Here is a 26,913-nt window from a genome sequence, read left to right as displayed (position 1 = left end):
ATGACGAGCACCGACACGGTCACGACCGCGGTGGCGCAGGCGCTGTTCCACGTCGCGGCCGACGGCTCGGTCTCGGTGGTCGCGTCCTCCCTGGACGGACCCGGGGCGGAGGCCGCCTGGCTCGACCTCGTGCGGCCGCACCTGAGCTTCGCCGAATCGATCGGCGTGTCGGCGCCGCTGCGGGCGCTGAGCTACGTCGTCTTCCCCGGCGGGTTCGCCGCGGTGCTCTGCCGGACGTGGGATCCGCAGCGGCCCGACGTCGTCGAAACCCACGCCCTGCTCGGGGAAGAGCGCACCGTGACCGCCGAACTCGCGCTGTCCACGGCGGACTGGCCGGACCGTCCCGCCGGGCCGCCCGCCGACCGGCGGCTGCCGCCGCTCGCCGCCGGTGACCTGCGGCAACCGGTGGCGGCCGGGCGGTTCCGCGCCCGCGCCCTCGCCCAGGGCGACCTGCTCGCGCACTCGCTCGCCTGGCTGCTGCAGTCGCCGGCCACCCCGATCGGTTTCCTCGGCTGCCCGCCCGCCGACCGGACCGCGATCCTGTGGGCATTGCGCGAAATCGCCGCGCCCGAACTGCCGGGACGCAGGTGGACTTTCGCCACCCACGACGACGGTGCGGCGGACAGTGGCTTCGATATCACATTCTTCGAGACGCCACCGCAGTGGGTCGGAACCACCGGAATGATCGTCGTGGATCTGCACCGTGACCAAGGCGCGAGCCCGCACAACGAATACCGGGCGAATGCGCTGGTCTACCGCTACGAATACGGCGTCGAACCGCCGGGTGCCGACCGCACCCCCGCCGTGCTGGCCCCGCCCGCCCCCGTACCCGTGCTCGCCGCGCCGGCGACACCCGCGCCGGTCCCGGAGCCGGTCCTCCGGTCGGCCCTGTCCTTCGAGCGGTGGAGCGAGCTCGTCCGCGGCCTGGCCGGCGCCCGTGACGTGCGGGCGGTCGACAACGCGCTGGTGATGTTGGAGTACGAAGTCGCCAAAGCCGACGACCGCGACGACGTCCGCGCAGCGCTGGAGAACGCGGGCTGGGCCGCCGCGGCGATCCGGCGGCACGTGCCGGCCGAGCTGCGGGACGCCGTCTTCGACCGGCTCGCCCAGGTCGCCTTCGGCGCGACCGTCCCCAGCCGGGTGACTTCGTCCGCTCACGAAGACGCCCGCCGGCTCGCCGCGGCTTCCGGGGCCACCGACGTCGTCCGCGCCGTCGCCCGCGCGGGGTTCCGCGACGAACTGGCGGGCGTGCTGGCCGACCGGTGGCTCGCCGAGCACGAGGCGGCCGCGCAGCCGTCGCCCACCGCACCCGGCCGCCTCGCGCGGATCCTCGGCCGGGCCGGTGTGCCGGTCCCGGCGCGGGGCAGCCACCTCGTCCTGCTCGCGGTCCTGCTGCTGGGCCTGGTGCTCGGCGTGCTCGCGGGCGGTGTCCTGTGGTGACGCCCGCCGCCGATCTGCCGCTGCGCGCGCTCGGCAAGCTGGGTGCCGAGCTGGGATCCGGTGGGCAGGCGAAGATCTACGAAGCGCCGCAGCTGAAGCTGCCCGACGTGCCCGGCCCGCTGGTGTACAAGCAGTACAAGCCCGGCAAGACGCCGCCGCACGGGATGGGCAAGATCATCAACCTGCGGTCGCGGCTCGTGCCGGACGCGGCCAAGCTCCAGCGCCTCGACGCGTCGACCACGTGGCCGGTGCGGCAGGTCGTCGACGGTGACGGCGCGCTGCAGGGCCTGGTCCTGCGCCGGATCCCCGGCTCCTTCATGCACGACCTGCGGCTGCCGAGCGGCGCCGTCCAGACCAAACCGCGTGAGGTCCAGTTCCTCTTCATCGCCCCCGACCTCGCCCTGCGCCTCGGCACGCCGACGCCGACGCCGGACGAGCGGTTGAAGATCTGCCGCGACTTCGCCGCCACGCTCGCGTTCCTGCACGGCGAGCTGGGCGTGGTCTTCGGTGACATCAACGCGCGCAACGCGGTCTTCCGCCTCGGCGAAGACCCGATGGTCATGTTCGTCGACTGCGACGCCGTCCGCGTGGTGGGTGACGTCGCCCCGCAGCTCAACGCGCCCGACTGGGACCCGCCCGAGGGCACCGACGTGCTGACCCGCGGGACCGATCTCTACAAGCTCGGCCTCTTCGTGCTGCGCTGCCTCACCCCGGACCGCAACAGCTCGATCAACCGGGACCCGAACCAGGCCCGCGGGGTGCTCGACGTCCAGGGCCTCGACCTGCTCACGACGGCGCTGCGCGGGGACCCGGCCGGGCGGCCGTCCGCCGAGGAGTGGCACCGCTACCTGCGCCGCGCGCTCGGCGAGTCGCTCGAACCGCCCCGGCTCGAGCGGGCCGACCTCGACCGGACGATCGTCGCGGCCGGCGAGCCGCTCACGATCACCTGGTCGGCGCAGGAAGCCACCACGGTCGAGGCGACCGGGCCGGGCATCGACGGCACCGCGGTGCCGGGTGCCGCGGGCACCGGCACGATCGTCCTCCACCCGGCCCGGACCGGCCGGATCACGGTGACCGCGCGCAACCAGCTGGGTGTGGACACGGTGCTGACCGAGCCGGTCGCCGTCTTCGACGTCCCGTCGTTCCACGACCTCCCGGTGCCGATGCCGGTGCTGGAGCTGCCCCGGCCGGCGCCGCCGCAGCTGCCGGCCGTGGGCCGGGTGCTGCCGGAGTTCCCCCGCGGTGCGCCCGTTCCGCTGCCGCCGATGGCGAACGCCGTCGACGCGTGGGCCGTGCCGGACACCCCGGTCGCGCGCGATCCGGTGGCGCTGCCCGCCCCGCCGCCGCTCTTCGGGACCGGGCCCTCCGCCGTCCCGTTCGACTTCGCGGCGTTCTTCGCCGAGCAGCAAGCCGCCGGCGATTCCGCCGCCGATCAGGAAGTGCACCCATGACCAGCCCAGTGCGGCGTCCCCGCTACCCGTTGGCCCGGCTCGCGGGGGCGCAGCCGGACGTGCTCGCCAAGGCGAAGACCGACCGCGTGAAGTTGTCCGCGATGGGCGGCGTGCTGCTGACGACCGCCGGGGTCGCCGGCGTCTCCGCCGCGTTCGCGCTCATCAGCACCCTCAAGCTGCCGCCGGCGGTGGCGGCGCTCGCCGGCGTGCTCTGGGCGGTGGTGATCCTGAACCTCGACCGGATGCTGATCGTCAACATGCGGCGCCAGTCCGGCTGGCCGCGCAACCTGGCCGCCGCGGTGCCCCGGCTCCTGCTCGCGGTGGTGATCGGGTCCGTCGTCTCGATGCCGCTCGTGCTGCGGATCTTCGAGCCGGAGATCCTCAACGAGATGCAGGTGATGCACTCGGACAACCTGATTTCGGCGCAGCAGAAGCTCAACCGGCAGTTCGCCGACATCGACCCCACGCAGAAGAAGGTCGACGAACTCCAAGCCGTCGCTTCGGGCCAGAGCCGGCCCAGTGTCAGCGGGGACACCGACGTCGTGGCCGCGCAGAAGCGGGTCGACACGGCCCAGGCGGCGTACGACAAGGCCGCCGCCGACGCCCAGTGCGAGCTGGTGGGCAGCTGCGGCACCCACCAGCCCGGAGTCGGCCAGGCGTACGTGCAGGCGAAGACGAAGGCGGACCAGGCGAAAGCCGACCTGGACGCGGCCAACTCGCAGCTGAACGACGCGAAGACCAAGGCGCAGAGCAAGATCGCCGGCGGGGCGGCGTCGAACGCCGAAGCCGCCAAGGCCGAGCTCAAGACGCTCGTGCCCCGGCTCGAGGAGCGCAAGAAGGAGCGCGCCGACGCCCAGGGCCGGCTGGACCGCGGCGAACTCGGCAACGACGGCCTGCTCGCCCGGCTGGAAGCGCTCGACCGGCTGACCGCGGGCAGCTCGCAGATGCAGCTGGCCAAGCTGGCGCTCACGCTGCTGTTCCTGCTGATCGAAATCCTGCCGGTGGTGGTCAAGCTCCTGTCGCTCGTCGGCGAGCCGACGTTGTACGACAAGTTGCTGGCCAAGGAAGAGAAGACGCTCGAAAAGCGCGCCGGCGGCCGCACCGACCTGACGTTGGAGATCGAACAGGACCTCCAGGACAAGCAGCTCGACCAGGCGAAGCAGGCCAACCAGCAGCTGGTGGACCAGCAGGCCCGGATCGCCAAGGACGCGATCGAGACCTGGGGCAAGATCGCCAAGAGCCGCAGCGACGACGAACTGAAACGGTGGTACGAGGCGCATTCCGGGCAACCGGCGGCCCAGCCGGCGGCACCGCCGCCACCGCCGGTCACCCAGCCCATCGCCGTCACCGTTCCCGTGAGACCCGTGCCGGATCCGCCGACCGCGCCGCCCGGTCCCGGCCGGCACCGGGTGGGCGGGGGCCAGACCTACCGGCAGTTCGTGGCGAACACCGGCGCACCGCCCGACCCGGCGCCGCACAACGGCACCGCCGTCCCGCACCTCTGACCGCGAAAGGAAACCCCCATGGAAGCCAGCGGCGCCAAGCTGCTCCCGTTCTACATCGTCATCGACGCCTCCTTCTCCATGTCCGGAAGCAAGATCGACTCCGCCAACAAGATCATCGGACAGGTCCGGGACGCGCTGGCGCAGAACCCGATCCTGACGGACAAGGTCCGGATCGGGCTCGTGGACTTCGCCGACGACGCCCAGGTGCAGCTGCCGCTGTGCGACGTGCTGGACCCGAGCCTGACCATGCCGGTCGTGAAGCCGCGTGGCGGGACGTCCTACGTCGCCGCGTTCCGGCTGCTGCGGTCGACGATCGCGGCCAACATCAAGCAGCTCAAGGCGGACGGGTTCAAGGTGCACCGGCCCGCGGTGTTCTTCCTGTCCGACGGGGCGCCGACCGACCCGCCCGCCGACTGGAAGGCGGCGTTCGCCGACCTGGCCGGCGACAAGGGCTACCCGAACGTCATCACCTTCGGCGTCGACGACGCCGACGCCCACGTCCTGCAGGCGCTGATCCACCCGTCGAAGGGGGAGAAGCAGATGCGGATGTACCTGATGGACAAGGGCGAAGACGCCGCCAAGGCGATCACTTCGATGGCCGAGATCATGATCTCGAGCGTGCTCGAGTCCGGGCGCAGCCTGTCGCACGGCGAGTCGGGGATCAAGCTCCCCGACCAGGAGGACCTGCCGCCGGGCGTCACCGCCCACGCCGCCGACGACGACTTCGTGTGAGGTCCGGAGTGGACGAACAGACGGTCACGACGGCGGCGCCCTGGCGCGGCGAGTTCCGGATCACGCCGTACTCGGTGGGTGACCCCGGCCGGGCGGCCACCGCGCCCTCCTACCCGGACCCGGAGAACTGGGACCACCGCGACACCGTGCTCGACGGCCTGCTGCTGCGGGCCGCCGAGGGCCGGTCGCCGATGGTGCTGCGGGCGGCCAGCACGCGCGGGCGCGCCCACCGGTTCGCCGGCAAGGTCCGTCAGGACGCCTACGCCTTCCGGTGCGACGGCCGGTTCGTGGTCGCGGCGGTGGCGGACGGCGTGTCGAGCCGTCCGCTGTCGCACGTGGCCGCGAACGTCGTCAGCCAGCACGGGTGCCACCTGGTCGCCAAGCTGCTGGAGACGCAGGAGCCCGAAGACCTGGACTGGGCGCACGTCCTGCGCGTGCTCGCCACGAAGGTGATCAACGCCGGGCGCCGCCGCCTGCAGGTGGCGGCGCAGCCGAGCGTCATCGAGCCCGGCCGCGAGGAGGTGGCCGGGGCGCTCGCGACGACCGTGCTGTTCGCCGTCGTCGACATGCGCCCCGACGTCGAGGGCCACCCGGTCCACGTGCTCGCCTACGGCGACACGTCGGCGTGGATCCTGCGGTCGGGGGTGCGCTGGGAGCCGCAGAACCCGGTCAAGAACCAGGGTGCCGCCGTGGCGTCCTCGGCCACCGACGCCCTCCCGTACCTGCCCGGCCGGCCGCCTGCGGTCGTCCGGACGCGGCTGGCGCCCACGGATGTGCTGCTGCTCGTCACCGACGGCGTGGCGGACCCGCTCGACGACGGGACCGGCACGGTGGGGGCGTTCCTCGCCGAGCAGTGGCGGTGCCCGCCCGAGCCGCTCGCCTTCGCCGCGCACGTCGACTTCGCCCGGCGGTCGCACGACGACGACCGGACCGCGGTGGCGGTCTGGCCTGCCGAAGCACTGGGCGGGTTGACGCCGTGACCGTGCTGTCGGTCGGACCCGGCGGAACCCCGCGCGCGCACGGCCGCCGGACCGCGTCCTGACCGCCGAGAAGCAGGAGGAGACCTCAGTGACCGAGACGCTCGAAGAGGACGCCGTCGTGCTGCGGTGCCAGGCGACGGTGATCCGGGCCCTCACCGGCCGGGTGGCCGCGGCCGACGTCGCCGACGTCGTCGCCGGCCTGTCCCGGTTGCCCGATGACCACCCGGAGCGCGCCCGCATCGCCGCGGGACTGGTCATGACCGTGTTCCGCGGGAGCCAGGACGACACCGCCGAGTACGCCGCCTACGCGGGTGACCTGCTGCGGTTCGCGGAAGCGGATCCGCCGGAGGGCCCGCAGTGGACGCAGGCGCGGATCGCCGCCCGGATGTGCGCCCTGCTCCACGCGGGTTCGCAGGGGGAGCTGACCGACCTGTCGCCCCTCGACGACGAACTCGGCGCCCTCGCCGGCCTCGCCGGTGACAACCCGGCGCTGGCGCCGGCCGTCGGCCTGCTGCACACGATGTCGGGGTACCTGCGCGCGATGAACGACGGCAACGAGAGCGTGCTGCACCGGATGCCCGCCGAGCTGGCCGCGCACGTCGAGCAGCTGCGGGACCGGCCGGAGTTCGCGTCGCTGCTGGACATGCTCGAGCCGATGACCCGGGCGATGGCCGCCAACCAGCGCGGCGACCACGCCGAGATGCTGCAGTGGTTCGACGCGGGCAGCCGGTCGGCGGCGGAGATGCCGGGCCAGGAGTACGTCCGGCAGGCGATCGCCGAGGCGGTGACCCGCGTCGAACCGCTGCGGGCGCTGCTGGGCGAATCCGGGCCGGAGCTCACCGAGGAACGGCTCGCCGAGCTGCACGAGCTGGCGGACCGCCCGGACGCTTCCGCCCACGACCGGGCGCTGAGCCACCTCGCACTGGGCGCCGCCTACCTGAAGGCCGGCCGCGAAACCGACCTCGACCGGATCGGCACCGGGATCGCCCACCACCGCGCCGCGCTGGCCCTGCTGCCGCCCGGGCACCCGCACCACGCGTTCTGCCAGCAGTCCGTCGCCCTCGCCCTGCTGCGGCGGTCGGAGGTCGCTGCCACCACCGAGGGGCTCGACGAGGCCGACGAGCTGCTGCAGAGCGCGCGGGACGCGCTCGGCGGCCCGCACCACCCGCAGTGGGCGTTCCTGAACGAGATGCTCGGCCACATCCGGGAGCGCAACGGGCAGCCCGGCGAAGTGGGGGAGATCGGCCTGCTCGGCCAGCGCGGCTACGCCTGGCGGGCGCTGCTGGAGTCCGACGCGGCGGGCGCGAAGATCGCGATCCGCGACGTCACCGGCGCCGCCATCTCCCTGGCCCGCCGGTGCTTGAAGGCCGACGACCTCGCGGCGGCCCTCCGTGCGCTCGACACCGGCCGCGGCCTGATGCTGTTCGCGGCGACCGAACTGGCGAAGGTCCCCGCCCGGCTCGCGGCGGCGGGTCACACGGAGCTGGCCCGGCGCTGGGAAACCGAGGGCGCGGGCTCGGACGGCCTCCGTCGCGAGGTGCTTTCGGTGCTCACCCAGGCCTCCGAGGGAGCCGACGGCCTGCTCGACCCGCCGAGCGTCGCCGAGATCCGCGCCGCGCTCCGGAACCTGGACGCGGACGCGCTGGTCTACCTGGTGCCGGCGGAGGGGTCGATGCCGGGCCTGGCGCTCATCGCCCCGGCCGAGGGGCCGCTGGCGTGGATGGCGCTGCCCGAGCTGTCGGTCCGCGACGACGACGGGGTGGAACGGTACCTGGCGGCGCTCGCCGACCGGTCGTCCCGCAACGTCGCTGTCCCGCCCGCGGCCACCCCGGCCGGCGCACCGGCGAGTGATCCCGAGGCCTCGCCGGAGGAGACTCCGGCCCGCGATCTCGCGGCGCCGGCGGACGACGATCCCCTCCTCGGCAGCTTCGACGCCCTCTGCGACTGGGCGTGGCGGGCGGCCGTGGGTCCGCTGCTGGACAAGTACTTCGGCCCGCGCAAGCGCTCCGGCGGTGCCGTGCCGCGGGTCGTGCTGATCCCGATGGGCGACCTGGCCCGGATCCCGTGGCAGGCCGCACGCCGCGGGGACGGGGTGCACGCCGTCGAGCTGGCCGCGTTCTCGCAAGCGGTTTCGGCCCAGCTGCTGTGCGAAAACGCCGCGCGCGAGCCGGTCGTCCCGTCCGCCGGGGGGCTGGTCGTCGGTGATCCGGACACCGGTGACGTCGCTCTCGGCCTCGACGCGGCCCGGCTCGAGGCGCACAGCGTGCGGCAGGCCTTCTACCGGGGAGCGCGCTACGTCGGCCGCCGTCCGAACGGCAGCGTCAGCCCGTCCGGGCGGGGTACGGCCGAGGAGGTCCGCCGGTGGCTGGCCGATCCGGGGCCGTCCGCCGGGGCCGTGCTGCACCTCGCCTGCCACGGCTCGTTCGCCGCCGGGCTCGATGACGCGAAGGCGTTCCTCCTGCTCGCCGCGGCCGATCCCGGCGACGACGGCTGCGGTGAGCTGTCCGCCGAGGAGATCCTCGAACTGCTCGTCGCTTCACCCGGGCGCCGCATCGGCCTGGTCGTGCTGGCCGCGTGCAACACCGGGCGCTCGGTGCACGGCTACGACGAGGCGTACAGCCTCGGCACCGCGTTCCTCACCGGCGGGGTCCGGTCGGTCCTGTCGACCCAGTGGAGCATCCCGGACGCGCAGACGCCGTCGCTGATGTACCTCTTCCACCACTACCTCCGCCGGGAAGGCCTGCCGCCGTGGCAGGCGTTGCGGCAGGCCCAGATCTGGATGCTCGACCCCGCCCGGGTGCCGCCCGACGGCATGCCCGCGGAACTGCTCGCCGCCGTGCCGGCGGGCGAGCCGGCGCCGGTCGCGGCCTGGGCCGGCTTCCTCCACTTCGGACACTGAGCGGAAGGACGAACCGTTGACCGCAGAGACGATCACCCGGCTGCGGGCCGAGCTGGCGGACCTGACGGGCCCGGCCCGGCTGACCTCGCTGGCGCGGTTGGCGCAGGAGTTCGCCCAGCAGTACTGGCGGGTGGGCCCGGGGCGGCCGGAGGGCCTGCCCGACCTGGACGGCGCGATCGCCGCCTGGGAGGAGTGCCTGGAGCACCTGCAGCCCGGGGACAACCTGCGCGGCCAGTTCGCCGCCCAGCTCGGCCCGCTGCTGAGCGCGCGCTACAGCCTGCACACCGAGGACGAGCGCGACCGGGAGGCCGGGCTGCGCGTGCTGGCCGAGGCGCTGGACTCGGCGCACCTGGCGCGGGTGCACCGCGAAATGTGCCGGGTCCAGCTCGGGCAGCTGAGCCTCAGCCAGGTCCTCAAGCTCTTCCGGACCCCGGGAGCGGCGATGCAGCTCGTGACCGGTGGCGTTCCCGCGGACGTCAAAGCGGACGTCGACCGCGCGGTGAGCTGCTTCCGCCAGGTGCTCGCCGAAGGGCCGTCCTCGGACGACGTCCGGCGGGGCGCGGAACCGATGCTGGCCGTGGCCGAGATCATGCAGACGATGGTGAGCGGAACCGGCGGGGCCGGCATCGACCTGCAGGCGATGATGGGCGCGATGGCGAAGATGCAGGAGCTGCAGGGCCGTCTCGGCGAGCTCCGCGGTGCCGGCCAGGGCCGCCGGGGCACGGACTCCTTCTTCTCGTTCGCCGACATGCGGTCCGTCATGGAGACCGCGCCGCTCGACCGGCCCGTCGCCGTCGTGGAGGAGGCCGGACCGGCCGAGCCGCCGGCCGCGCCGAAGCCGCCGGCCGCGCCGCAACCCGCCGACGTCGAGCAGCTGCGGAGCTCGCTGTCGGAGAAGCTCGGCCGGAAGGATCCCGCGCGGCCCGTCTGGGCGCACGCCGCCGAGCTGCTCCGGCCGGACGGCCCCGAGCCGGCGATCGACGTCGTCGACGACCTGGTCGCGCTCGCGACCATGGTCGTCGAAGCGGACGGCACCGCGGTCGACCGGTTCGTCCTCGCGGTGGCGTTGCACCTGCGCGACCGGCTCGACGACGACGGCGACCGGGCCGACGCGGAAGCCGGGGCCGAAAGCCTGCTGGCCGCGGTGCGCGCCCTGCCCGCGGGTGACCCGGCCGCCACGGCGATGCTGTTGTCCCTCGGCGCGTTCCTGGACCGGCAGCGGCCGTTCGGCGGCCCGCTGGAGCACATCGCGGGCGGATTCGCCGACCGCGTCGACGCCGAGATCGCGGCCGGTGTCGCCGACGCCTCGGAGCTCGCCGCCCTGCACGCCCTGCGGTGCCTGTGCCGGGCCGCCGAAGCCGTCGCCGAATTCCAGCGCGCCGCGGTGCCCCCGGACTACCCGTGGCGGACCGCGCTGCAGGCGGCCGCCCAGGCCGCCGGATGACCGCGGCGGGAGCGCGCCGGGCGCTGCTCATCGGCGCGCAGACCGGCCGGCTGACGGGAGTCGAGCGGGACGTCGCCGCGATGGCCGGTGCCTTGCGCGAGTGGGGGTTCACCAGCACGACGTGCGTCGGAAGCGCCGCGACCCGCGCCGGCATCCTCGGCGCCTACTCGCGGTTCATCGCCGGAACCCGCGAAGGCGATGCGGCCGTCGTCTACTACTCCGGTCACGGCGGGCGCAGCACGGCCGAAGCCGGCGAGTCCGTCCAGTACATCGAGCCGGCCGACTACGACGAGTCCACAGAGGACGACTTCCGGGGGATCACCGCGTTCGAGCTGTCGCTCCTGCTCACGCAGCTGACGGCGAAGACGAAGAACGTCACGGTGGTGCTCGACAGCTGCCACGCCGCCCACATGTCCCGCGACCGCGAGAAGGTGGCCAAAGCGCGGTCCGCGCCCGTGCCGTACGAGCACATCGCCGCGCACCTCGGCCGGTTGCGGCGCGACGAGGAGTGGCTCGCCCGGTGGCACCCGCCCGGCAACCCGGACGCGGTGCGGATCGTGGCGTGCGCGCCGGAGCAGTCCGCGTACGAATACGTCAACGCCGACGGGGTCCGGACCGGGCTGCTGACCGACGTGCTGGTCCGCACCCTGGCCGAGGCGAACGGCGCCGAGGTGCCGGTCTCCTGGGCGACGGTCGTCGACCGCGTGCGGCGGCGGGTGCTCGCGCTGCTGCCCGTCCAGCGGCCGGAAGCCGAGGGACCGGCGCGGCGGCTGCTGTTCGACGTGGCCGAGGCCGACCCGGTCGCGGCCCTGCCCGCGGCCGTCGTGGCGGGCCGCGTCCGCCTCAGCGGGGCCGCGCTGCTCGGCGTCGTGCCCGGTGACGAGTTCGCCGTCGTACCCGGGGAGTCCGCCGGTCCGGAGGGCAAGCGGATCGGCGAGGTGCGGGTCGACCGGGTGGACCTGGCCGCCGCCTGGGGCGACCTGCGCGCGCGGCCGCCGGTGACCGAACTGCCGATCGGCGCGCGGGCCCACCCGCTGCGCACGGTCGTGCCGGCGATGCCGGTCCGGCTGAGCGCCGCGGCGCCGGACCTGATCCCCCTGGCCAAGGCCATCGAGGAGGCTCCGCTGCTGCGCGTCGGCGAGCCCGGCGACGACTGCCCCGCCGAGGTCGGCGGCGACGACGCCGGGGGCCTGGTCGTGCGGGACGGGATCGGGCCGCTGCACCGGTCGTCCCGCCCGGCCGGGCCGGACGGCGTCCGCCGGGTCGTGCGGGACCTGACCCGGATAGCGCGGGCCCGTGCGCTGCGCTGCCTGAGCGAGGTCCCGGCCGAAGCGCTGCCCCTGCCCGTGTCGATCGAGTTCGGCCGCGTCGAAGCCGGCCGGGCCGTTCCGCTGTCGACGTCCGGGGCCGTGCTGCACGTGGACCAGCGGGTCTACGTCCGCGTGCGCAACGAAAGCCCGGATCCCGTCTACGTCTCCCTGCTCGACATCGGCGTCTCGTCCGGTATCTCGTTCCTGAACCCGTCATCACCCAGCGGCGTCCGGCTGACCCTCGGCGGGCAGTACACCTTCGGCGGCAACGACCTGACCGGCGCGCTCCGCGGGGTCGAGTTGGGCTGGCCCGCCGACCTGCCCCGCGAGGTGCCCCGGCCGGAGACGATCGTCGTGCTGGTGACGTCCCGGCCGGTCGACGCCCGTGTCCTCGAACAGGACGGCGTCCGGGCGGCGCCGCTGCTGGCCGGGTCGGCCCTCGGCCGGAGCCTCCGCGCGCTGGCCGGCTCGAGGGACCAGGGTCGCGCAGTGGGCTTCGCGGTGCGCACCATCGATTTCGAGCTGGTCCCCGCGCCCGCGTTGCCCGCCGGCACCGCCCGCTTCGAGGTCGAGGAACGACCGGAGACCTCGGCGTGGCTGTGGCGTTCCGGGACCGGCGAGCCGGCCGACGTGGCGGTCGGCCTGCGTGACGTCTGCGCGGAACCCGGGGTCCGGCTGGACGTGCTGGTCCTCACCGGCGGGCCGGACGGGAAACCGGTCCACGTCGAGCGGACCACGTACCTGCCGGCGCCGCAGCTCGACGAGTTGCCGGTCTACCACGGGCCGGTGACCGGCTACCTCGACATCGCCGTGTGGGCGTCGTCCGGCGAGCCGGGGGACCGCTCGCTGCGGGAACTCCTGGACCAGTGGCCCGCCGGACCCGAGCCGGCAGTGCGCGAGCCGGCGGCGCTGGCCGGCGCCCGCTTCACCACGAACACCGTCAACGCCGCCGACGCCGCGCTCCGGGCCGCGTCGGACGGCTGTGCCGGGCTGTACCGGACGACGCTGCTGAGCCACGAGCGGTTCGGCGCCGGACGGCCGGGGACGGGGACCACGGGGCGGATCTCCTTCCGTTGCGTGGTCGAAGAAACTCGATGACCTTCGGGAGGAACCGTGCGTACGTCACCGGACCGCCGGACGGCGGGCAGCGTCCCGCTGTTCCTCGATGCCCTCGTGCGATCCGTCGAGCTGGCCCCCGACGGCATCGAGATCGGCCTGATCCGGTTCTCCGGCTGGCAGCTGCACCGGATCGACCCACTGCCGGCCGGCTTCGCCGGGCACGCGGCCTACCTCGTGCGGGTCAACTACGAATTCGACGTGCCCGCCGGGGAAACGCCGCCGTCCTGGGCGGAAGTGCACTTCGCCTTCGACGCCGCCGACGTGATGGTGGTCGACGCGATCCCCCGCGCGGTCATCGCGGCCGAGCCCGCGGTCACCTACGAGCTGACCGGGCAGCTCAACTTCGTCCGCCGCGCCGAGGGCCGCGCCCACTGGGCGGCCGACGCGAGCGAAGCCAACATCGCGCTGCCCGCGGTCGGGCCGCGGGTGGCCTGCTTCGGCTTGGGGAGCCCGCGGGTGCGGTGGCGGCACACCGGCGACGTCCACGCCGGCACGCACACCGCGTGGCTGGTCCTGCTGACCCCGCCGGAGCGCACCGAGCTGCGGGTGCTGGCCGGGGGTGCCTACCACCTGAGCGACGGCGAGTTCGGCCTCCGCGCGAGCGGTGAGCCGGACGCGTTCACCGTGCGGCTCCCGGAAGCACCGGAACCGGAGGTCCCGGCCACGCCGGCGGGTGACGGCCGGCCCCGGGTGTTCGTCTCGTACGCGCAGGAGTCCCTGGCGCACAAGCAGGCCGTCATGAAGCTGTGCCGGCTGCTGGTCTGGGCCGGGGTCGACGTGCGCGTCGACCAGGACGGCCTGGAGCAGCGCCGCAACTGGGACGAGTGGACGGCGACCCAGATCCTGCGCACCGACTACGTGATCGTCGTGGCGTCGCCGGCGTACCGCGCGGTGGGCGACGGCGAGCTCACCGACGCCACGCGCCACCGCGGCGTCCGCTCCGAATACAGCAGGCTGGCCGACCTGCTGCACCGCGACCGGGACCGGTGGACGAAGAAGCTGCTGCCGGTGGTCCTGCCGGGCCACTCGCCCGAGGAGATCCCGCTGGCGTTCCTCCCGGCGATCGCCGACTACTACGTGCTTTCCGCCTTCACCCAGGACGCGGCCGCGGACCTGCTGAACGTGCTGTTCACCGCCCCTGCAGGGTGAACCCGGCCCAGCCTTCGACGCCGATCGAGCCGGCCGGGCGCAGCTCCAGCAGTGCGTCCGGCAGCGCGTCGAGCGACGGCGACTCCTCGAGCAGGGCCAGCTGCGCCCGCCGCAGCGCCTCGGCCGGCGCGAGGCCGTGGCGGCGCACGTTGTCGTGGAACAGCCACATCAGCGCGGCCGTGGACCAGCCGGCGGGCACCCGCCACAGGGAGCCGACGACGGTCCGGGCGCCGATGGCCAGGAACGTCGCCGACAGCGAAAGCGCTTCGTCGTAGTCCACTCCGGACACCTGCGTCGTGCACCCGGCCAGTACGACCAGTGCGAGCTCGAGGGGCCGCGCCGGGCTCAGCTCGAGGAGGTCCCGCGCCGAGAGCGCGCCCCCGGCCAAGGTGATCCGGGACCGCAGGGGGCTGCCCACCTCCGCGACGGCGTGACAGGCGAGGTGCAGCACGCCGAGCGGGCCGCGCAGGTGCTCCCGCACCTGGCCGGGGGTGCCCGGACCGGCCGGGGCGGGGATCCACCACCGTCGCTGCCCGGTGCCGCCGAGGAAGACGCCGCCGGGGTAGCAGGAGTCCCGGACGGTCACCGCTTCGACCCCGCCGGCCGCCAGCGCACCGTCGGGATTCCCGACGAGCAGGGCTTGGTCACCGCTCACGTCCGGGCGCGCCACGGCCTCGCAGAACAGCCGTCCCGAGGGGACGTACGAGACGACCGCGTCCTGGACGAGGTGGCGGTCACGGCCGTCGACCACGCGGTGGGCGGCGTGCCACGGCACGAGCCCGAGCACGCCGAGCGGGACCAGGACGAGCCGCGGTGCACGCCCGGCGACCGCGGTGGCGGTGGCTGCGGCGTTGGCGTTGGCGTTGGCGTTGGCGAGGAGCGGACCGGCCGCCGCGGACCAGGCCCACCCGCAGACTTCGCGCAGTTCGCGGCACCACTGCCGGTACTCGGGGCCGGCGGCGTGCTCGGCGGTGTCCCACGCCGAGTAGGCGTCCTGGTAGCGCTTGACCGCCTCGGCCTGCCCCAGCGCGGGCAGCGGGAGCACCACCGGCTCGCCCTCCGCGGGCACGAGGACGGCGAGCGATCCGTGGTGCTCGTTCGCCGGCAGCAGGTAAGCGAGCACGTCGGAGCCTTGCGCGCGCAGGGCGTGCTGGAGTTCCTCGACGGTGGGCGGGCTGAGCAGGTCTTCGGAGTCCTCGGCCAGGACGCGGAGCACCTTGCGCCGCAGGGCGCCCCACCCGGCGCCCGGCCCCCCGTGCTCGGGGACCAGTGGTTCGTCGGCGCCGCCGGTGGCTTCCCATTCGAGCGCGAGGCGGTCCTGCCCGAGCGTGCCGAGCTGAGCGGAGACCGAGCGCGTCGTGTTGGCCGACCGCAGCACAAGACTGCGCCGCGCGTCGACGATCTGGACGAGCTCGGCCACGGCACCATCGTCGACGCACCAGCCGGCGAGCCGGTCGGCGGCGTCCATCGCGGTGCGCGCGATCTCCATCGCGTGCTCGCTTTCGGACTGGATCAGCACCCGCCAAGCCGCGTTTTCGACGACTTGACGGGCGAGCTTCCGGCTCTCGTCGAAGTCTTCAGGGCGGCCGCGGCGCCGCAGCGCGGCCGCGAGTGATGTCGCGTGTTCGGCCAGCAGGGGGCTGCTGTCCATGACGATCCCGGCGAAGCAGCGCCGGTAGTCGTCGATCGCGAGCTCCAGTGCTTCGGAGTCGCTCGGATCGAGCTGCGACAGATTGTCGTACGTGGTGGCCCTCATGCCGTGGAAAACGATCGACTCCTCGGCGTGCCCCGGACTGTCCAATCTGGACAAGCGTGCGCAGATGTCCCGTAGTGCGGGGACATCTTTGTTCCCGATGGCCGTGGTCGCCTCGGCGCCGATCACCATCGGCCCCATGACCTGCCCGATCCACCCACCCGCGGGAGCGGGAGAGTGGTCCGGCAACGGATCGCCGAAGACGGGCGCGGCGGCTCGCACGATGGTCTCGACCAAGCCGACGATCGGAGCGGAAGCCGGTGAGGGAGGGAGCGCCTGGAACAGGTCCCGGGCGCTCCGGGCGAGGTCGTAGATCTCTCGCACGCCCGCTTTGGTGTGGACGGCCCGGGTCATTTCGAACAACCCGTACATCGCCGCGGATTCGGCGCGCTGTTCCGGAGCCACGGTCGCGTCGTCGCGCACGTTCGCGCAGAGCGCCATCCCCGCGTCCAGTGCGCTCAACGATCCGGTGACGACGCCGACCATCGGGAGCAAACCGGCCATGATCGGGAGGAGGCACGCGCGGGTCTCCGCCAGGTCCGGCTCGGCGAACGCGCGCCGGAAGGCGGAAAAGTCCGCGTCCCCGTCTCCGGAGACGATGCGGTGGACGTTGTCGTAGAACTCGATCATCACGTCGAGCAGCGACCGGAGCTCGGGTTCCAGATCCAGGGTGAGCACGTTGCGGAACAACGCGCTCATCGAGCCGATCAGCGTGCGGAAGTCGCCGACGTCCGGGCTCACCCGGTGTCCGGTGTGCACCATGAGGCAGTACCAGGACGTCGCGACCCGGTAGGAAAGCCACGCCGCCTCCTCGGACAGCTCGCCCTCGATCTCGTCGACGATCGCGTGCGCCTGCCGCACCCACTCCCCGACCGGCTGCCGGCCAAGCAGCTCCTCGAGATCCGGGCGCTTGCCCTCCTGCAACGCCGCGTGGAGCCGGAGAGCGTGGAATTCGTAGGCGAATCCCGGATCGGGTACCGGACATTCGAGACCGCGGGTGGCCGCCTCGATGACCGCGTCGGCGTGGCGCTGTTCGCCTGTGCGCTCGAACAGGTCGCTGTGCGTCGCGGCGAGCTGGCTCCAGACGTACCACGCGTCCTCGTCCGCCGGGTCCTGGTCCACCACGCCTCGGGCCAGCCACTCCGTCGCCGCGGTGAGGTCGGCGACGCTACCCGTCTCCTGCCCGCGTTCGAGCAGGGCTTCGCCGTACCACTCCGCGGTTACCGGATCCGCGTCTTCCACCGCGACGGCGAGGCTGTCGATGAGCCGGTCGAGGTCGTCGGGGTCCGGTTCGGCCGCCAGCCTGCGGCGGGTCAGGACGAGCCGGGCCAGCAGCAGGTGGCGCTCCGGCCGTTCGGGATCGTCGTGCGCGGTGGCTTCGGCGGCCGCGGAAGCCAGGGCGAGGGCCGTGTGAAGGTCGTCGGGGTCTTCCTTCTGCAGGTAGCGCTCGCGGTGGAGGCCGGCGAGCAGCGACATCCCCTCCGGCAGCGCCGGGTGCCCGGCGGGCAGGCCGCCCAGTGCGTTGTCCGCCAGCGCGATCGCGTGCCGCAGGTCGGTGTCCGCGGCCAGGAGGTCGTACCGCGCGCCGAACAGCCGGGCCCGGTGCAGGTCGAGCAGTGCCCGGTCGGCGGGGTCGGCCAGCCGCCCGGCCAGCGCGGTGAGCGCGGACAGCGAGCCGTCGAGCTCCTTCCGGCGCGTCTCCGGGGCGATGAGGTCGTCGTCCCACAACGCCGCGAGCCGGTCGGCGTGGATGTCGGCCTCGGTGAGCACCGCTTCGGTGAGCTCTTCGGACGTCCGCGCGGTCGCGACCGCCTGCTGTACCCAGTGGAGGGCGGCGGTCCAGTGCGCCGTCGCGCCGGCGCCGGCCCGGTAGGCGTGCCCGACGGCCAGCGCCGTCCGCCACGAGCAAGCCAGGTCGTCGTCGGACGCGAACCCGACGCCGTGCTCGAGCAGGAGTGTCGCGGTGTCCAGGTCGGCCGCGAAGCCGGGGGCCGAGTCGTCGAGCGAATCCATCAGGAGGTAGCCGAAGACCCCGGTCCGCGCGGGATCCGTCCCCAGCGGATCCCGCTCGACCTGCGCGGCCAGCTCACCCGCCCAGCGGTGGACTTCCGCTTCGCTCAGGTGCCCGGTGGTCATCGGCGGCGCATCAGCCGAGGACGACGCGGCGCGAGCCGGCCTTCTCCGCCGAGTCCCGGACCTTCCCCGACGCCGGGATGGCCCGGTCGCGCAGCTGCCGGACCTCGTCGATGCGTTCCGGTGCCGAGCGCACCAGCGGCACGATGTTCCGGAACGCGTCGCGGTAGAACTCGACCGGCACGTCCCGGTCGTCGGTCGCGGCGATCGCCTCGTAGCCGATCTCCTTCACCGCGGCTTCGACGTCGGAACCGGCGAAGCCGTCGCTGAGGCGCACCAGCTCGTCGACCACGTCCTCCGCCACCGGGACCCGCAGGTACTTGCGCAGGTAGATCTGGATGATCTCGCGCCGCTCCTCCGCGTCCGGCAGGTCCACGAAGAACATGTCGTCGAACCGGCCGCTGCGCAGCAGTTCCTGCGGCAGCGCCCGGACGTCGTTCGCGGTCGCCACCACGAACACCCGGGCGGGGGATTCCTGCAGCCAGTACAGGAACTGGCCGACCAGCCGGGTCGTGACGCCGGTGCTGTCCGTGCCCGACCCGGCCAGGCCCTTCTCGATCTCGTCGATCCACAGCACGCACGGCGCGACGGCGTCGGCCGTGGCGAGCGCCTCGCGGAAGCGGCTCTCCGACTGGCCGACGTAGTTGCCCAGCACCGACGCGATGTCCAGCCGGTACAGCGGGAGCTGCCAGTCGCTCGCGATCGCCTTGGCCGACAACGACTTCCCGCAGCCCGGCACGCCGACCAGGAGCACCCCTCGGGGCGGCCGCATCCCGCGGTCGCGCAGGTCCATGGTGAGCAGCGGACGCTTGCGGTCCAGCCACCGCCGCAGGCCGGCCAGCCCGCCCACCAGGTGGTCGCCGGCCCGCACCGGCACCCGCTCGATGCCGGCCAGCTCGCTGAAGATCGAATCCTTGGCGCGGCCCAGCTCGACCAGCTCCGCCTTGGTGATGGACTTGCGCACCACGAACGTGGCGAGGATGTTCAGCGCCTCGATCTTCGTGACGCCGGTGAGGATCGACGCGGCCTCTTCGCACTCCGCCGGGCCCCACTCGATCCGGATCTCGCCCGCGTACTGGTGCAGGAAGTCCTCGATCTCCGCGCGCATCTCGTCGACGTCCGGCAGGTCCAGCGTGACCGCCATCCCCATGCGCTGCAGGGTGTTCCAGGTCGGGTCTGCGGTGATCACCATGATGCACCCGCCGTGCTCCTCGGCCAGCTGGGCGAGGTCGACGAACCGCCGTGAGATCTCGTTGTCGTCGCCGAGGTGCTGGACGTCGGTGAACACGACGGTCTGGTTCGCCCGCGCCTGGAACCATTCTCCGGCCAGCTCGAGCGCGCCGAGCAGCGACTTGTCGTCGGACAGCACCTGCCGGTTCTTCAGGTCGCGCAAGCCCTGGCTGAGCGTGTGCACGACGATGTCGAGCTGCTTCTCCCTGGCCAGCTCGCCGAGCATCTCCAGCGCACGTCCGCGTTCGACCGTGCGCACGGACACGAACGGGATCCGCGCGAGCAGGTACGACTCGATGCGTGCTTTCGTCTCCGCCCCGTTGGGCATGGGTGTGTTCTCCCTAGTCGAGGATGACGCGGCGGCCGCGCGCCGGTCCGGTGGGCGCCGGTGCCGCCGTCCGGGTCAGCGCGGGCTCGAGGCTGTTCTGCCGGACGGCGTTGCGCAGCTCGACCGGCGCGTCCCGCACGGAATCCTCGAGACTCCGCTGCGCCGAGGAGATCGTCTCCCGCAGCGTGTCGGCGACACTGGTGCGCAGGTCCGCCGGCAGTCCGGGGTGGACGGTGAACGCCACCAGCGGACTGAGCCGCTTCCGCGCGTCCGCCAGGACCACCGGGAGCACGGTCACCGCCCGCTCCGGCTGGGCGAGCAGCAGCTGCTGGTCACGCGAAAACGCTTCCTGCCAGCGGCGCAACCGGTCGTGGAACGCGTCCGCGACGTGCCGGGCCAGCCGCTCGGCCAGCTGCGCCCCGAGTTCGGCGTCGAACGGTGCCAGGTGGCCCGCCGGCAGGTCCTCGCCCCGGCCGAAGGCCGCGAGCCAGCTCACCCACGCGGCGTACGGCCCGGGTGTCCGGTGCACGCCGTCACTTCCGGGGGCGCCGTCGGAGGAACTCCGCGGGCGGCAGCAGGTCCCAGCCCGGCAGCTCCAGCGCGACCTCGTCGTCCTGCAGGACGTGCCGGGCCTGCGGCTCTTCGGGACGGTCGCGGTCTTCCGGACGGCCGGTCATCGCTCTGGGCATGTCACGCTCCTCGCTTCGCACCGGGCGCCGTGGCGGCGAACGCCGTGCTGTTCAACCGGTTCAGGTACGCCCGCAGGGGCTCCGCGAGGGCCAGTTCGCGTTCCCACTCGCCCCGCAGGTCCACCAGCTCGGCGATGCCGCCCCGCAGCTGCGCGACCGCGACGGCCCGGCGTTGCTCGCCCTGGCGCCGCAGTTCCTGGCGACGCGCGGGCAGCGCACGGGCCTGGTAGGCGGACCACCCGGCGAGGGCGGCCGTGCCGAGCAGGAAGAACACCGCGAGCCCGGCGTTGTGCTCCAGCCCCGCCCACAGCGCCGCCAGCAGCACCAGCCCGGCGATGATCGCGGCGGACAGCGGCGGGCCGGTGAACTTCACCTTGGCGACGGCGGCCGCGGTTTCGGCGTCGATGTGCGCCGCCAGGCCGGCGACGAGGTCCGCTTCGCCGGTGGTCTGGTCGATCCGCGCCGACCACCCTTCGAGCGCGAACTCGACGGCCGCGGGCTGCGCGGCCACGTTGGCCGCCTCCAGCCGTCCGGCGCCCTCGACGATCCAGTCCTTCGCCAGCGCCACCGCGAACCGCTGGGTGCCGGGCGAGGTGCCGGTGCGCCGCTCGCCCACCGCCGCGTTGCTGAGCAGGGTCAGGAAGTCGACCGTCTCCTCGTGCAGCGGCGCAGCGGTCTGGACGGCCTTGGCCGCCTTGGTCTTGTCGCCGTCGGCCTTGACGATCTCCTGCAGCTCGTGTTCCTTGCGCCGCAGCGGGGCTTCCTCGACGTCGTAGCCGGTGACGAGCCCGTCGAGGATGTCGTCGACGCGTTTGCGCAGGTCCTCGGACTGCGGCAGCTCGCCGGTGAACATCGCCCGGAACCGCTCTTCCGCCGTGCGGTGCACGGTCGCGCCTTCGTAGAGCTCCTTGAGCTGCGGCCAGGTCGGGCTGATGGCCGGGAGCACGGTGTAGCGCGGGTCGACCGGCCGCCGGTCGGCGTCGAGCAGGCGCGCCCACCGGTCCACCTGCCGGTCGACGATCTCGCGGTCGTCGGCGAGGCGCTCGTACCACTCGCCGAGCTGCCGCATCACCAGGTGCTTCGACTCGTGGCCGAACGCGCCGGTGCTGACCGCGTCGAGGATGACGGTGAATTCGCGGGACAGCCCGGTGGGGTCCTGGCGCGCGGTGTACTGGCGCAGCCACCGCGCGGTGGCCTCGTTGCGCTGGTGCCGGCGCAGCACGAGCGCGAAGAAGAGGGCGGCCTTGTCGTTGTCCCGGCGGGTCGTCTCCACCAGGGCCTTCTGCGCCAGGTCCGGGTCGTCGCGGATCCAGGCGGCGACGGCCACCAGCGCGGGCGCGAGCCAGTACCGCGGGGTGACCAGCATCAGCTCTTCGGACAGCTGGCGCATCGTGCCGTGCGTGACGATCCCGACGTCCAGCGCCTGCAACGCGCCGGTGGCCAGCCGGCGCACTTCGGCGAAGTGCCCGAACTCCGTCTCCAGTTCCTGCCGCACCTGGATGATCTCGGTGTGGGCGACCTGGAGGTTGTGGCGGAGCTCGTCGCGGCGCCGGTATTCGGTGAACTCCGCCCGCAGGCCGAGCAGCTCGCCCTGGGTGCGGTCCTGCGCGTCGGCGACCTGGCCGATCGACTGCTGGAGCACGGCCTGCTGCTGGTGCAGCGCGACCTGCGAGTCGGCGAGCTGACTGACCGCCTGGCCGACCGCGCTGATCTGGCGGGACAGGATGACCTCGTTCACGACTCACCTTCCAGCAGGACGACCGAGCCGTCCGCGCGCACGCAGACGAGCCGGTCCGGGTAGACCTCGATGGCCAGGTAGGCCGGTGACACGGCGAGGGCGCGGGCGCGTTCGAGCGCCGCGGGCAGCGCCTGCCCGCGGCGGTAGTGCTCGATGATCGACCCGTCCAGCGCGAGGGTGTGCACCTCGAACGGTTCGCCGAGAAAGCACTCGGCCACGATCCCGAACGGAATCGTGTGGTATTTGTCGGCGAATTCCCGGCGCACTCCGTCGACGAACTCGTCGATCTCCACCGCGCTGAGGCTGCCCGACGCGTCGAGCGCGCGAACCGCCCGCAGGTAGTTTTCGGAGCGGCGGCCGGATTTCAGCCTGCCGCCGGTCGTCGTCGTGCTGTTCGTGGCGCGCCGCGACCCGGAAAGCGTCGCGTTCTGCCGGGTGATCAATGGTTTCGGCACCGTGCCGGCTCCCTGGGGTGAGACATTTCTCGTCCCTAGTCGTCGCGCGGGCGGCGGCTATTACGGCCGGCGCGGACATCACCCGGATGGCGCAACGCGTCAGCCGGCGGCCAGGACGAGCAAGCCGGTCGCGGCCGCGAACCAGACGACGGCGGTGGCAGCGGCGGCGGCCCGCGTGAGCCGGCCGGCCAGGGGCAGCCGGGGCCGCAGCACCCGGCCGGTGCCGGCGACCACGACCTGCCGGACGACCACCCGGCCGGAGCGGTCGCGCCGCCCGTAGACCTCGACGGCGGTGCCGGCGTCCGGGCCGGCGGGCGTCAGCTTCCCGGTGACGACGCAGACGTGTTCGGCTCCCGTCACGTCCTTGAGCACCAGGTCGGCGACGTCCGCGGTTCGGGCCCGCGCCCGCTCCTGCAGCGGAAGAACCCACGGCCACCAGGGGGTTTCGGCGTCACGGGCGGCAGCGGGCAGCGTCGCCCGCAAGCCGGCACCGAGAGCGGGGAGCACCACGGCGACGGCCCCGCAGATCGCCAGCAGCGGTGCGAGGGACGCGTGCGCGAGCACGGCGACGGCCAGCGCCGCGCCGGTGAGCACCGCTCCGATCCGGCTCGCCCACACGAAGCCGCGGGGGAGGACCGGTTCGTGGCGGACGGGACCGGAGCGGACCACGGTGCCGGTCGCGAGCCTGCCGGGGACGCGGGGTGGTTCCGTCCCGGTCGCGGCGCGGCCCGCGGAAGCGGCGGGACGGCCGCCGCACGACGGGCAATCGGTGTCGGCCGAACTCAGCGGGTTTCCGCAGGAAAGGCAGGAGGCAGGCATGATCGTCATTCCTCACCATCGCGGGTTCGCCAAAACCGGCGGGCGCCGGACCGAAACAGAACGCGAACCGATTGCGATTGTGTCGGGTGATGGCGCGCCCCGGAAGTCTCGATTGAGAAACGCTCACCCGGCGTGCCGCCGAGGGGAAAGGTGCCCGAAGTGAACGAATCCGGTGTTTTCGACGAACCCGGGAACGAGCCGCCGCGGGGTTCGTTGTGGGGTCCGGCGCGGGCGCCCGCCGGTGCGCCGAGCCGTGCGGAACCCGTGGGTCCCCGGATCGACGGTCCGCCCACGGAGCCAATCGCGGTGATCCGGCCCGAAACCTTCGAGGAACCGCCACCCGAAGCCGGCGAGGGCAAGCGCGCCGGCCGAGTGAAGGTCGTGGTCGGTGCCGGGATCGCCGCGTTCGCCGCCGTGACGGCGGTCATCGTCGTCTCGGCGGTCACGTACCGGCCCGCGCCGCCGTCCGGCCCCGACAGTCAGGTCCTGGGCGCCGGCAGCGCGGCGGCCGCGTACTCGACCTACGTCCCGACCTACTCACCCACCTACGTCCAGACCGATACGACGGCGTCGTCGTCGACCTCGACCACGGAACCGACGGAGACGTCGTACTCGGCCGGGGCGGTGCCGGACGGCTACCAGCGGGTGACCGGCCCGGCGGGGGTGACGGTCAGCATCCCGGCCGGGTGGTCGGTGCAGCGCGGCGCGTTCGCGACGACGGACGAGGCCGACGCCCCGGACGGCTCCGGGGCGATCATCCGGTACAGCGGCAGCCCGACACCGGTGATGTCACTGGTGGACGCGGTGGCACAGCTGGAGCAGACCTCGCCCGGCATCCGCAAGGACTACGAGCGGCTCCGCCTCGACGAGCTGACCTCGGACCACGCCGGCGACGTCGTGTGGGAGTTCCGGTTCACCTCGAAGACCGGCGAGCGCCGCCACGCGCTGGGCTGGTACTGGCGCGCGAACGACCACGACTACGCGGTCTACGCCTCGGTCGGCGACTCGCGCTGGGCGGAGCTCCAGCCGGCCCTCGACGTCCTGGTGCACACGGCGGGACCGCGGTGATCGCCGCTCCCGCCGGCAGGCCGTAGCCTTTCGGTGGGGTGGCGGCCGTACGCGGCCCGAGCAGAGGAGTGAGCATGCAGGGTGTGGACCCTTCGGTGGCGCCGAGCGGCACGGGCTGCGCGGACTGCGACGCCGCGGACCCGCAGGGCTGGTGGTTCCACCTCCGGCGCTGCGCCCAGTGCGGGCACATCGGGTGCTGCGACTCCTCGCCCGGCCAGCACGCGAGCGGGCACGCCGCGGCGACCGGGCACCGCCTGGCCCGCAGCTTCGAGCCCGGCGAGGAGTGGTTTTGGGACTTCGGCGAGGAGGTCCTGTACGAGTCCGGCCCCGAGCTCGCGGGCCCGCAGCACCGTCCGCTGGCCCAAGCCGCGCCCGGCCCGGCCGACCGCGTGCCCGCGGACTGGACGCAGCACCTGCACCGGTAGCCACGGGACGCGCTCGAGCCGGCGGCTGTCACAGGCGGCGGTATCGCGCCTCCAGCAGCGCGAACACGCTGAACACCGCGATTCCCGCCGCCAGCGCCAGCAGCAGGGCCTGTCCGTACGGCTGCACGGCCAGCGTCTTCAGCGCCGGGTCCAAGCCGCCGGCCTTGGCGGGGTCGTAGCGGACCGCCGCCAGGACGAACATCGCGCCGACGGTCGCGTAGGTGACTCCCACGGCGCACCAGCCGATCTGCCCGAGGCGGGTGGCCGACCGCCGCAGGGTGGCTGACGCGCCGCCGAAGTCGAGGTCGTGGAGGAACTTCTTCCGGGCGCCCCGGTAGGCGAGCCACGCCGCCACCAGGATGACCACGACGCCCGCCGCGATCACCGCGGCCGCGCCCCACGGCCGGGTCAGCACGCCGGCGACCACGGAACCGGCCTTGCCCGAAGCGCCCGTTGCGGTCTTCGCGGCGCTGTAGGAGACGAGGCCGTACAGCACCACTTCGACACCGCTGACCGCCCGCCGCGCCCACCGCCGCCGCGGTGCGGCGTGCCGATGGCCGGTGACCGCCTCGAGGAGCTGCCACAGCGCCAGCACCCCGGTGCCGGCGGCGACGAGCCAGAGCAGCCACGCGCCGCCTTCGGCCGCGACGATCTGGAGTGCGCCCGCCTTGTCGGCACGCTCGTTGTCGCCCAGGGCGACCTGCGCGGCCAGCCACGCGACGATCAGGTGCACCGCCGCGTAGCACGTCAACCCGATCCGGGCAAGCAGGCTGAATATTCTCAGTTCGGGCATAAAGGTGAGTTCTACTCACTTCCGCCCGATTTGGCCAGAGGCGTCTGCGTAGTGAACCTGCTACGTCGGTCGATCGTGCATCGGTTTTGCAGCGCAGCGGATGTCCTTCATCGCGCGGAACAGGCGTGACTCTCGTACGCTTGCCGCATTGCATCGTCTGTGCATCAAGAGGTGATTGTGGCCAAGGTCTTTCGGTCGGTCGTCCGAGCGGCGGTCGAAGACGTCTTCGCCTGGCACGCGCGGCCGGGCGCGATCACGCGGCTCACCCCGCCGTGGCAGCCGGTGCGCGTCGGCGCGGAGGCCGGATCGCTCCGTGACGGCACGGCGAAGCTGCTGCTGCCCGGCGGTCACCGACCACGTCGACACGCCGGTGCCCGAGGCGTTCCTGCGGTCGATGTTCGCCTACCGGCACCGCCGGCTGGCCGCCGACCTGGCCGCGCACCGGCGCTACCGGCACGAACCGCTGACCGTGGCGGTGACCGGGGCGAGCGGCCTCGTCGGGACGGTGCTGACCGCCCTGTTGACCACCGGGGGACACCGGGTCGTCCGCCTCGTGCGGCGGGCCGCCGAGACGCCGGACGAGCGGACGTGGCAGCCGGAGGAACCTGCCGCGGACCTGCTCGCCGGCGTCGACGCGGTCGTGCACCTGGCCGGCGTCCCGGTCGCCGGCCGGTTCGACGACCGGCACCGGCGGGCCGTGCGCGACAGCCGGCTCGCCCCGACGCGAGCCCTCGCGGACCTGGCCGCCCGTACCGCCGACGGTCCGGAGGTGATCGTCTCGGCGTCCGCGGTCGGCTACTACGGACCCGACCGCGGTGACGAGGTCCTCACCGAGGAAAGCGCGCCAGGGCCGGGGTTCCTCGCCGACGTCGTCGCCGGCTGGGAGGCGGCCACCGAACCGGCATCGGCGGCGGGCCTGCGCGTGGTCCGGGTGCGGACCGGCCTGGTCCTGAGCCCGCGCGGCGGGCTCCTGCGGCTGCAGTACCCGCTGTTCGCCGCCGGGCTCGGCGGCCCGCTCGGCGCGGGCCGGCCGTGGATGCCGTGGATCGGCGTCGACGACCTGGCCGACGTCTACCTGCGGGCGCTGACGGACACCGTCCTCAGTGGACCCGTCAACGCGGTGAGCCCGGAACCGGTGCGCAACGAGGAGTACACGCGCACGCTGGGCAGCGTCCTCAAGCGGCCGACGCTGCTCAAGGTGCCGCCGTTCGGGCCTCGGCTGGTCTTCGGCCAGGACGGCGCCCGCGAGCTCGCGTTCGCCGACCAGCGCGTCGAACCGCGACGGCTCACCGCGGTGGGGCACGAGTTCCGCCACCCGAGGCTGACCGATGCGCTCGCCCACCTGCTCGGCACCGCCGCCGCGCCGTCGGCGGACCTGATCGGCTCCGCCCCGGGAGAACCGGCATGACGGCGCGGTAGCGCGGTGCCGCGTCCCGGCCCGGCGTAACAAGCC

The 26,913-nt window shown here is 73.6% G+C and carries 20 protein-coding genes; 12 read left to right on the top strand and 8 right to left on the bottom strand.

Annotated features, from left to right (window positions below; genetic code table 11):
* From ACLJPY_RS46400 to ACLJPY_RS46360, 9 genes are all read left to right on the top strand, one after another.
* Window positions 1-1,440 carry a hypothetical protein gene (locus tag ACLJPY_RS46400; protein ID WP_410597386.1) on the top strand — a complete coding sequence of 480 codons (1,440 nt, stop codon included), beginning with the start codon at window positions 1-3 and terminating at the stop codon, window positions 1,438-1,440.
* On the top strand, window positions 1,437-2,891 hold the full coding sequence (locus tag ACLJPY_RS46395) for a hypothetical protein (RefSeq protein ID WP_410597385.1): 1,455 nt from the start codon (window positions 1,437-1,439) through the stop codon (window positions 2,889-2,891). Before ACLJPY_RS46400 ends, ACLJPY_RS46395 begins: the two co-directional genes overlap by 4 nt.
* Window positions 2,888-4,396, top strand: coding sequence for a DUF4407 domain-containing protein (locus ACLJPY_RS46390; RefSeq protein ID WP_410597384.1), 1,509 nt, complete (start codon window positions 2,888-2,890; stop codon window positions 4,394-4,396). Before ACLJPY_RS46395 ends, ACLJPY_RS46390 begins: the two co-directional genes overlap by 4 nt.
* 18 nt (window positions 4,397-4,414) lie before the next feature.
* Window positions 4,415-5,128, top strand: a complete 714-nt coding sequence (locus tag ACLJPY_RS46385; RefSeq protein ID WP_410597383.1) for a vWA domain-containing protein — start codon at window positions 4,415-4,417, stop codon at window positions 5,126-5,128.
* An 8-nt stretch (window positions 5,129-5,136) separates the two neighbouring features.
* Window positions 5,137-6,108 carry a protein phosphatase 2C domain-containing protein gene (locus ACLJPY_RS46380; RefSeq protein ID WP_410597382.1) on the top strand — a complete coding sequence of 324 codons (972 nt, stop codon included), beginning with the start codon at window positions 5,137-5,139 and terminating at the stop codon, window positions 6,106-6,108.
* An 88-nt stretch (window positions 6,109-6,196) separates the two neighbouring features.
* Complete coding sequence (locus ACLJPY_RS46375; RefSeq protein WP_410597381.1) at window positions 6,197-9,007, top strand: CHAT domain-containing protein; 2,811 nt, start codon at window positions 6,197-6,199, stop codon at window positions 9,005-9,007.
* A 16-nt stretch (window positions 9,008-9,023) separates the two neighbouring features.
* The gene (locus tag ACLJPY_RS46370) at window positions 9,024-10,451 is read left to right on the top strand and encodes a hypothetical protein (RefSeq protein ID WP_410597380.1); all 1,428 of its coding nucleotides are present in this window, start codon (window positions 9,024-9,026) and stop codon (window positions 10,449-10,451) included.
* Window positions 10,448-12,859: a caspase family protein gene (locus ACLJPY_RS46365; protein ID WP_410597379.1), complete on the top strand. Its 2,412-nt coding sequence runs from the start codon at window positions 10,448-10,450 to the stop codon at window positions 12,857-12,859. Before ACLJPY_RS46370 ends, ACLJPY_RS46365 begins: the two co-directional genes overlap by 4 nt.
* Window positions 12,860-12,874: 15 nt before the next feature.
* Entirely contained in the window at window positions 12,875-14,029 is a 1,155-nt protein-coding gene (locus ACLJPY_RS46360) for a toll/interleukin-1 receptor domain-containing protein (RefSeq protein ID WP_410597378.1), read from the top strand.
* On the opposite strand, the gene ACLJPY_RS46355 is transcribed toward ACLJPY_RS46360, so the two are convergent.
* From ACLJPY_RS46355 to ACLJPY_RS46325, 7 genes are all read right to left on the bottom strand, one after another.
* The gene (locus ACLJPY_RS46355) at window positions 14,010-17,918 is read right to left on the bottom strand and encodes a CHAT domain-containing protein (RefSeq protein ID WP_410597377.1); all 3,909 of its coding nucleotides are present in this window, start codon (window positions 17,916-17,918) and stop codon (window positions 14,010-14,012) included. The genes ACLJPY_RS46360 and ACLJPY_RS46355 overlap by 20 nt on opposite strands.
* Before the next feature lie 10 nt (window positions 17,919-17,928).
* A complete protein-coding gene (locus tag ACLJPY_RS46350; protein WP_410597376.1) occupies window positions 17,929-19,473 on the bottom strand; it encodes an AAA family ATPase in 1,545 nt (514 codons plus the stop codon).
* 13 nt (window positions 19,474-19,486) lie between these two features.
* On the bottom strand, window positions 19,487-19,969 hold the full coding sequence (locus tag ACLJPY_RS46345) for a hypothetical protein (RefSeq protein WP_410597375.1): 483 nt from the start codon (window positions 19,967-19,969) through the stop codon (window positions 19,487-19,489).
* Window positions 19,970-20,006: 37 nt separating this feature from the next.
* Window positions 20,007-20,162, bottom strand: coding sequence for a hypothetical protein (locus ACLJPY_RS46340; protein ID WP_410597374.1), 156 nt, complete (start codon window positions 20,160-20,162; stop codon window positions 20,007-20,009).
* A 1-nt stretch (window position 20,163) separates the two neighbouring features.
* Entirely contained in the window at window positions 20,164-21,900 is a 1,737-nt protein-coding gene (locus ACLJPY_RS46335; RefSeq protein WP_410597373.1) for a hypothetical protein, read from the bottom strand.
* Window positions 21,897-22,355, bottom strand: coding sequence for a hypothetical protein (locus tag ACLJPY_RS46330; RefSeq protein WP_410597372.1), 459 nt, complete (start codon window positions 22,353-22,355; stop codon window positions 21,897-21,899). Before ACLJPY_RS46330 ends, ACLJPY_RS46335 begins: the two co-directional genes overlap by 4 nt.
* 99 nt (window positions 22,356-22,454) lie before the next feature.
* Complete coding sequence (locus tag ACLJPY_RS46325) at window positions 22,455-23,183, bottom strand: hypothetical protein (protein WP_410597371.1); 729 nt, start codon at window positions 23,181-23,183, stop codon at window positions 22,455-22,457.
* A 297-nt stretch (window positions 23,184-23,480) separates the two neighbouring features.
* Between ACLJPY_RS46325 and ACLJPY_RS46320 the strand changes: the two genes are divergently transcribed.
* Both ACLJPY_RS46320 and ACLJPY_RS46315 read left to right on the top strand, forming a co-directional pair.
* A complete protein-coding gene (locus ACLJPY_RS46320) occupies window positions 23,481-24,242 on the top strand; it encodes a hypothetical protein (RefSeq protein WP_410597370.1) in 762 nt (253 codons plus the stop codon).
* Window positions 24,243-24,316: 74 nt separating this feature from the next.
* The gene (locus ACLJPY_RS46315; RefSeq protein ID WP_410597369.1) at window positions 24,317-24,667 is read left to right on the top strand and encodes a UBP-type zinc finger domain-containing protein; all 351 of its coding nucleotides are present in this window, start codon (window positions 24,317-24,319) and stop codon (window positions 24,665-24,667) included.
* Between the two features lie 28 nt (window positions 24,668-24,695).
* Here ACLJPY_RS46315 and ACLJPY_RS46310 read toward each other — a convergent pair whose 3' ends face one another.
* Complete coding sequence (locus ACLJPY_RS46310) at window positions 24,696-25,460, bottom strand: DUF1206 domain-containing protein (protein ID WP_410597368.1); 765 nt, start codon at window positions 25,458-25,460, stop codon at window positions 24,696-24,698.
* A gap of 313 nt (window positions 25,461-25,773) precedes the next feature.
* On the opposite strand from ACLJPY_RS46310, the gene ACLJPY_RS46305 reads away from it, so the two are divergent.
* On the top strand, window positions 25,774-26,868 hold the full coding sequence (locus ACLJPY_RS46305) for a TIGR01777 family oxidoreductase (RefSeq protein WP_410597367.1): 1,095 nt from the start codon (window positions 25,774-25,776) through the stop codon (window positions 26,866-26,868).
* Window positions 26,869-26,913 lie beyond the last annotated feature (45 nt).

This window comes from Amycolatopsis sp. lyj-23, assembly GCF_046549135.1.
Lineage (GTDB): Bacteria > Actinomycetota > Actinomycetes > Mycobacteriales > Pseudonocardiaceae > Amycolatopsis.
Note: the sequence above shows the minus strand (reverse complement) of the source record. Positions and strands in the feature narration are given on the sequence as shown.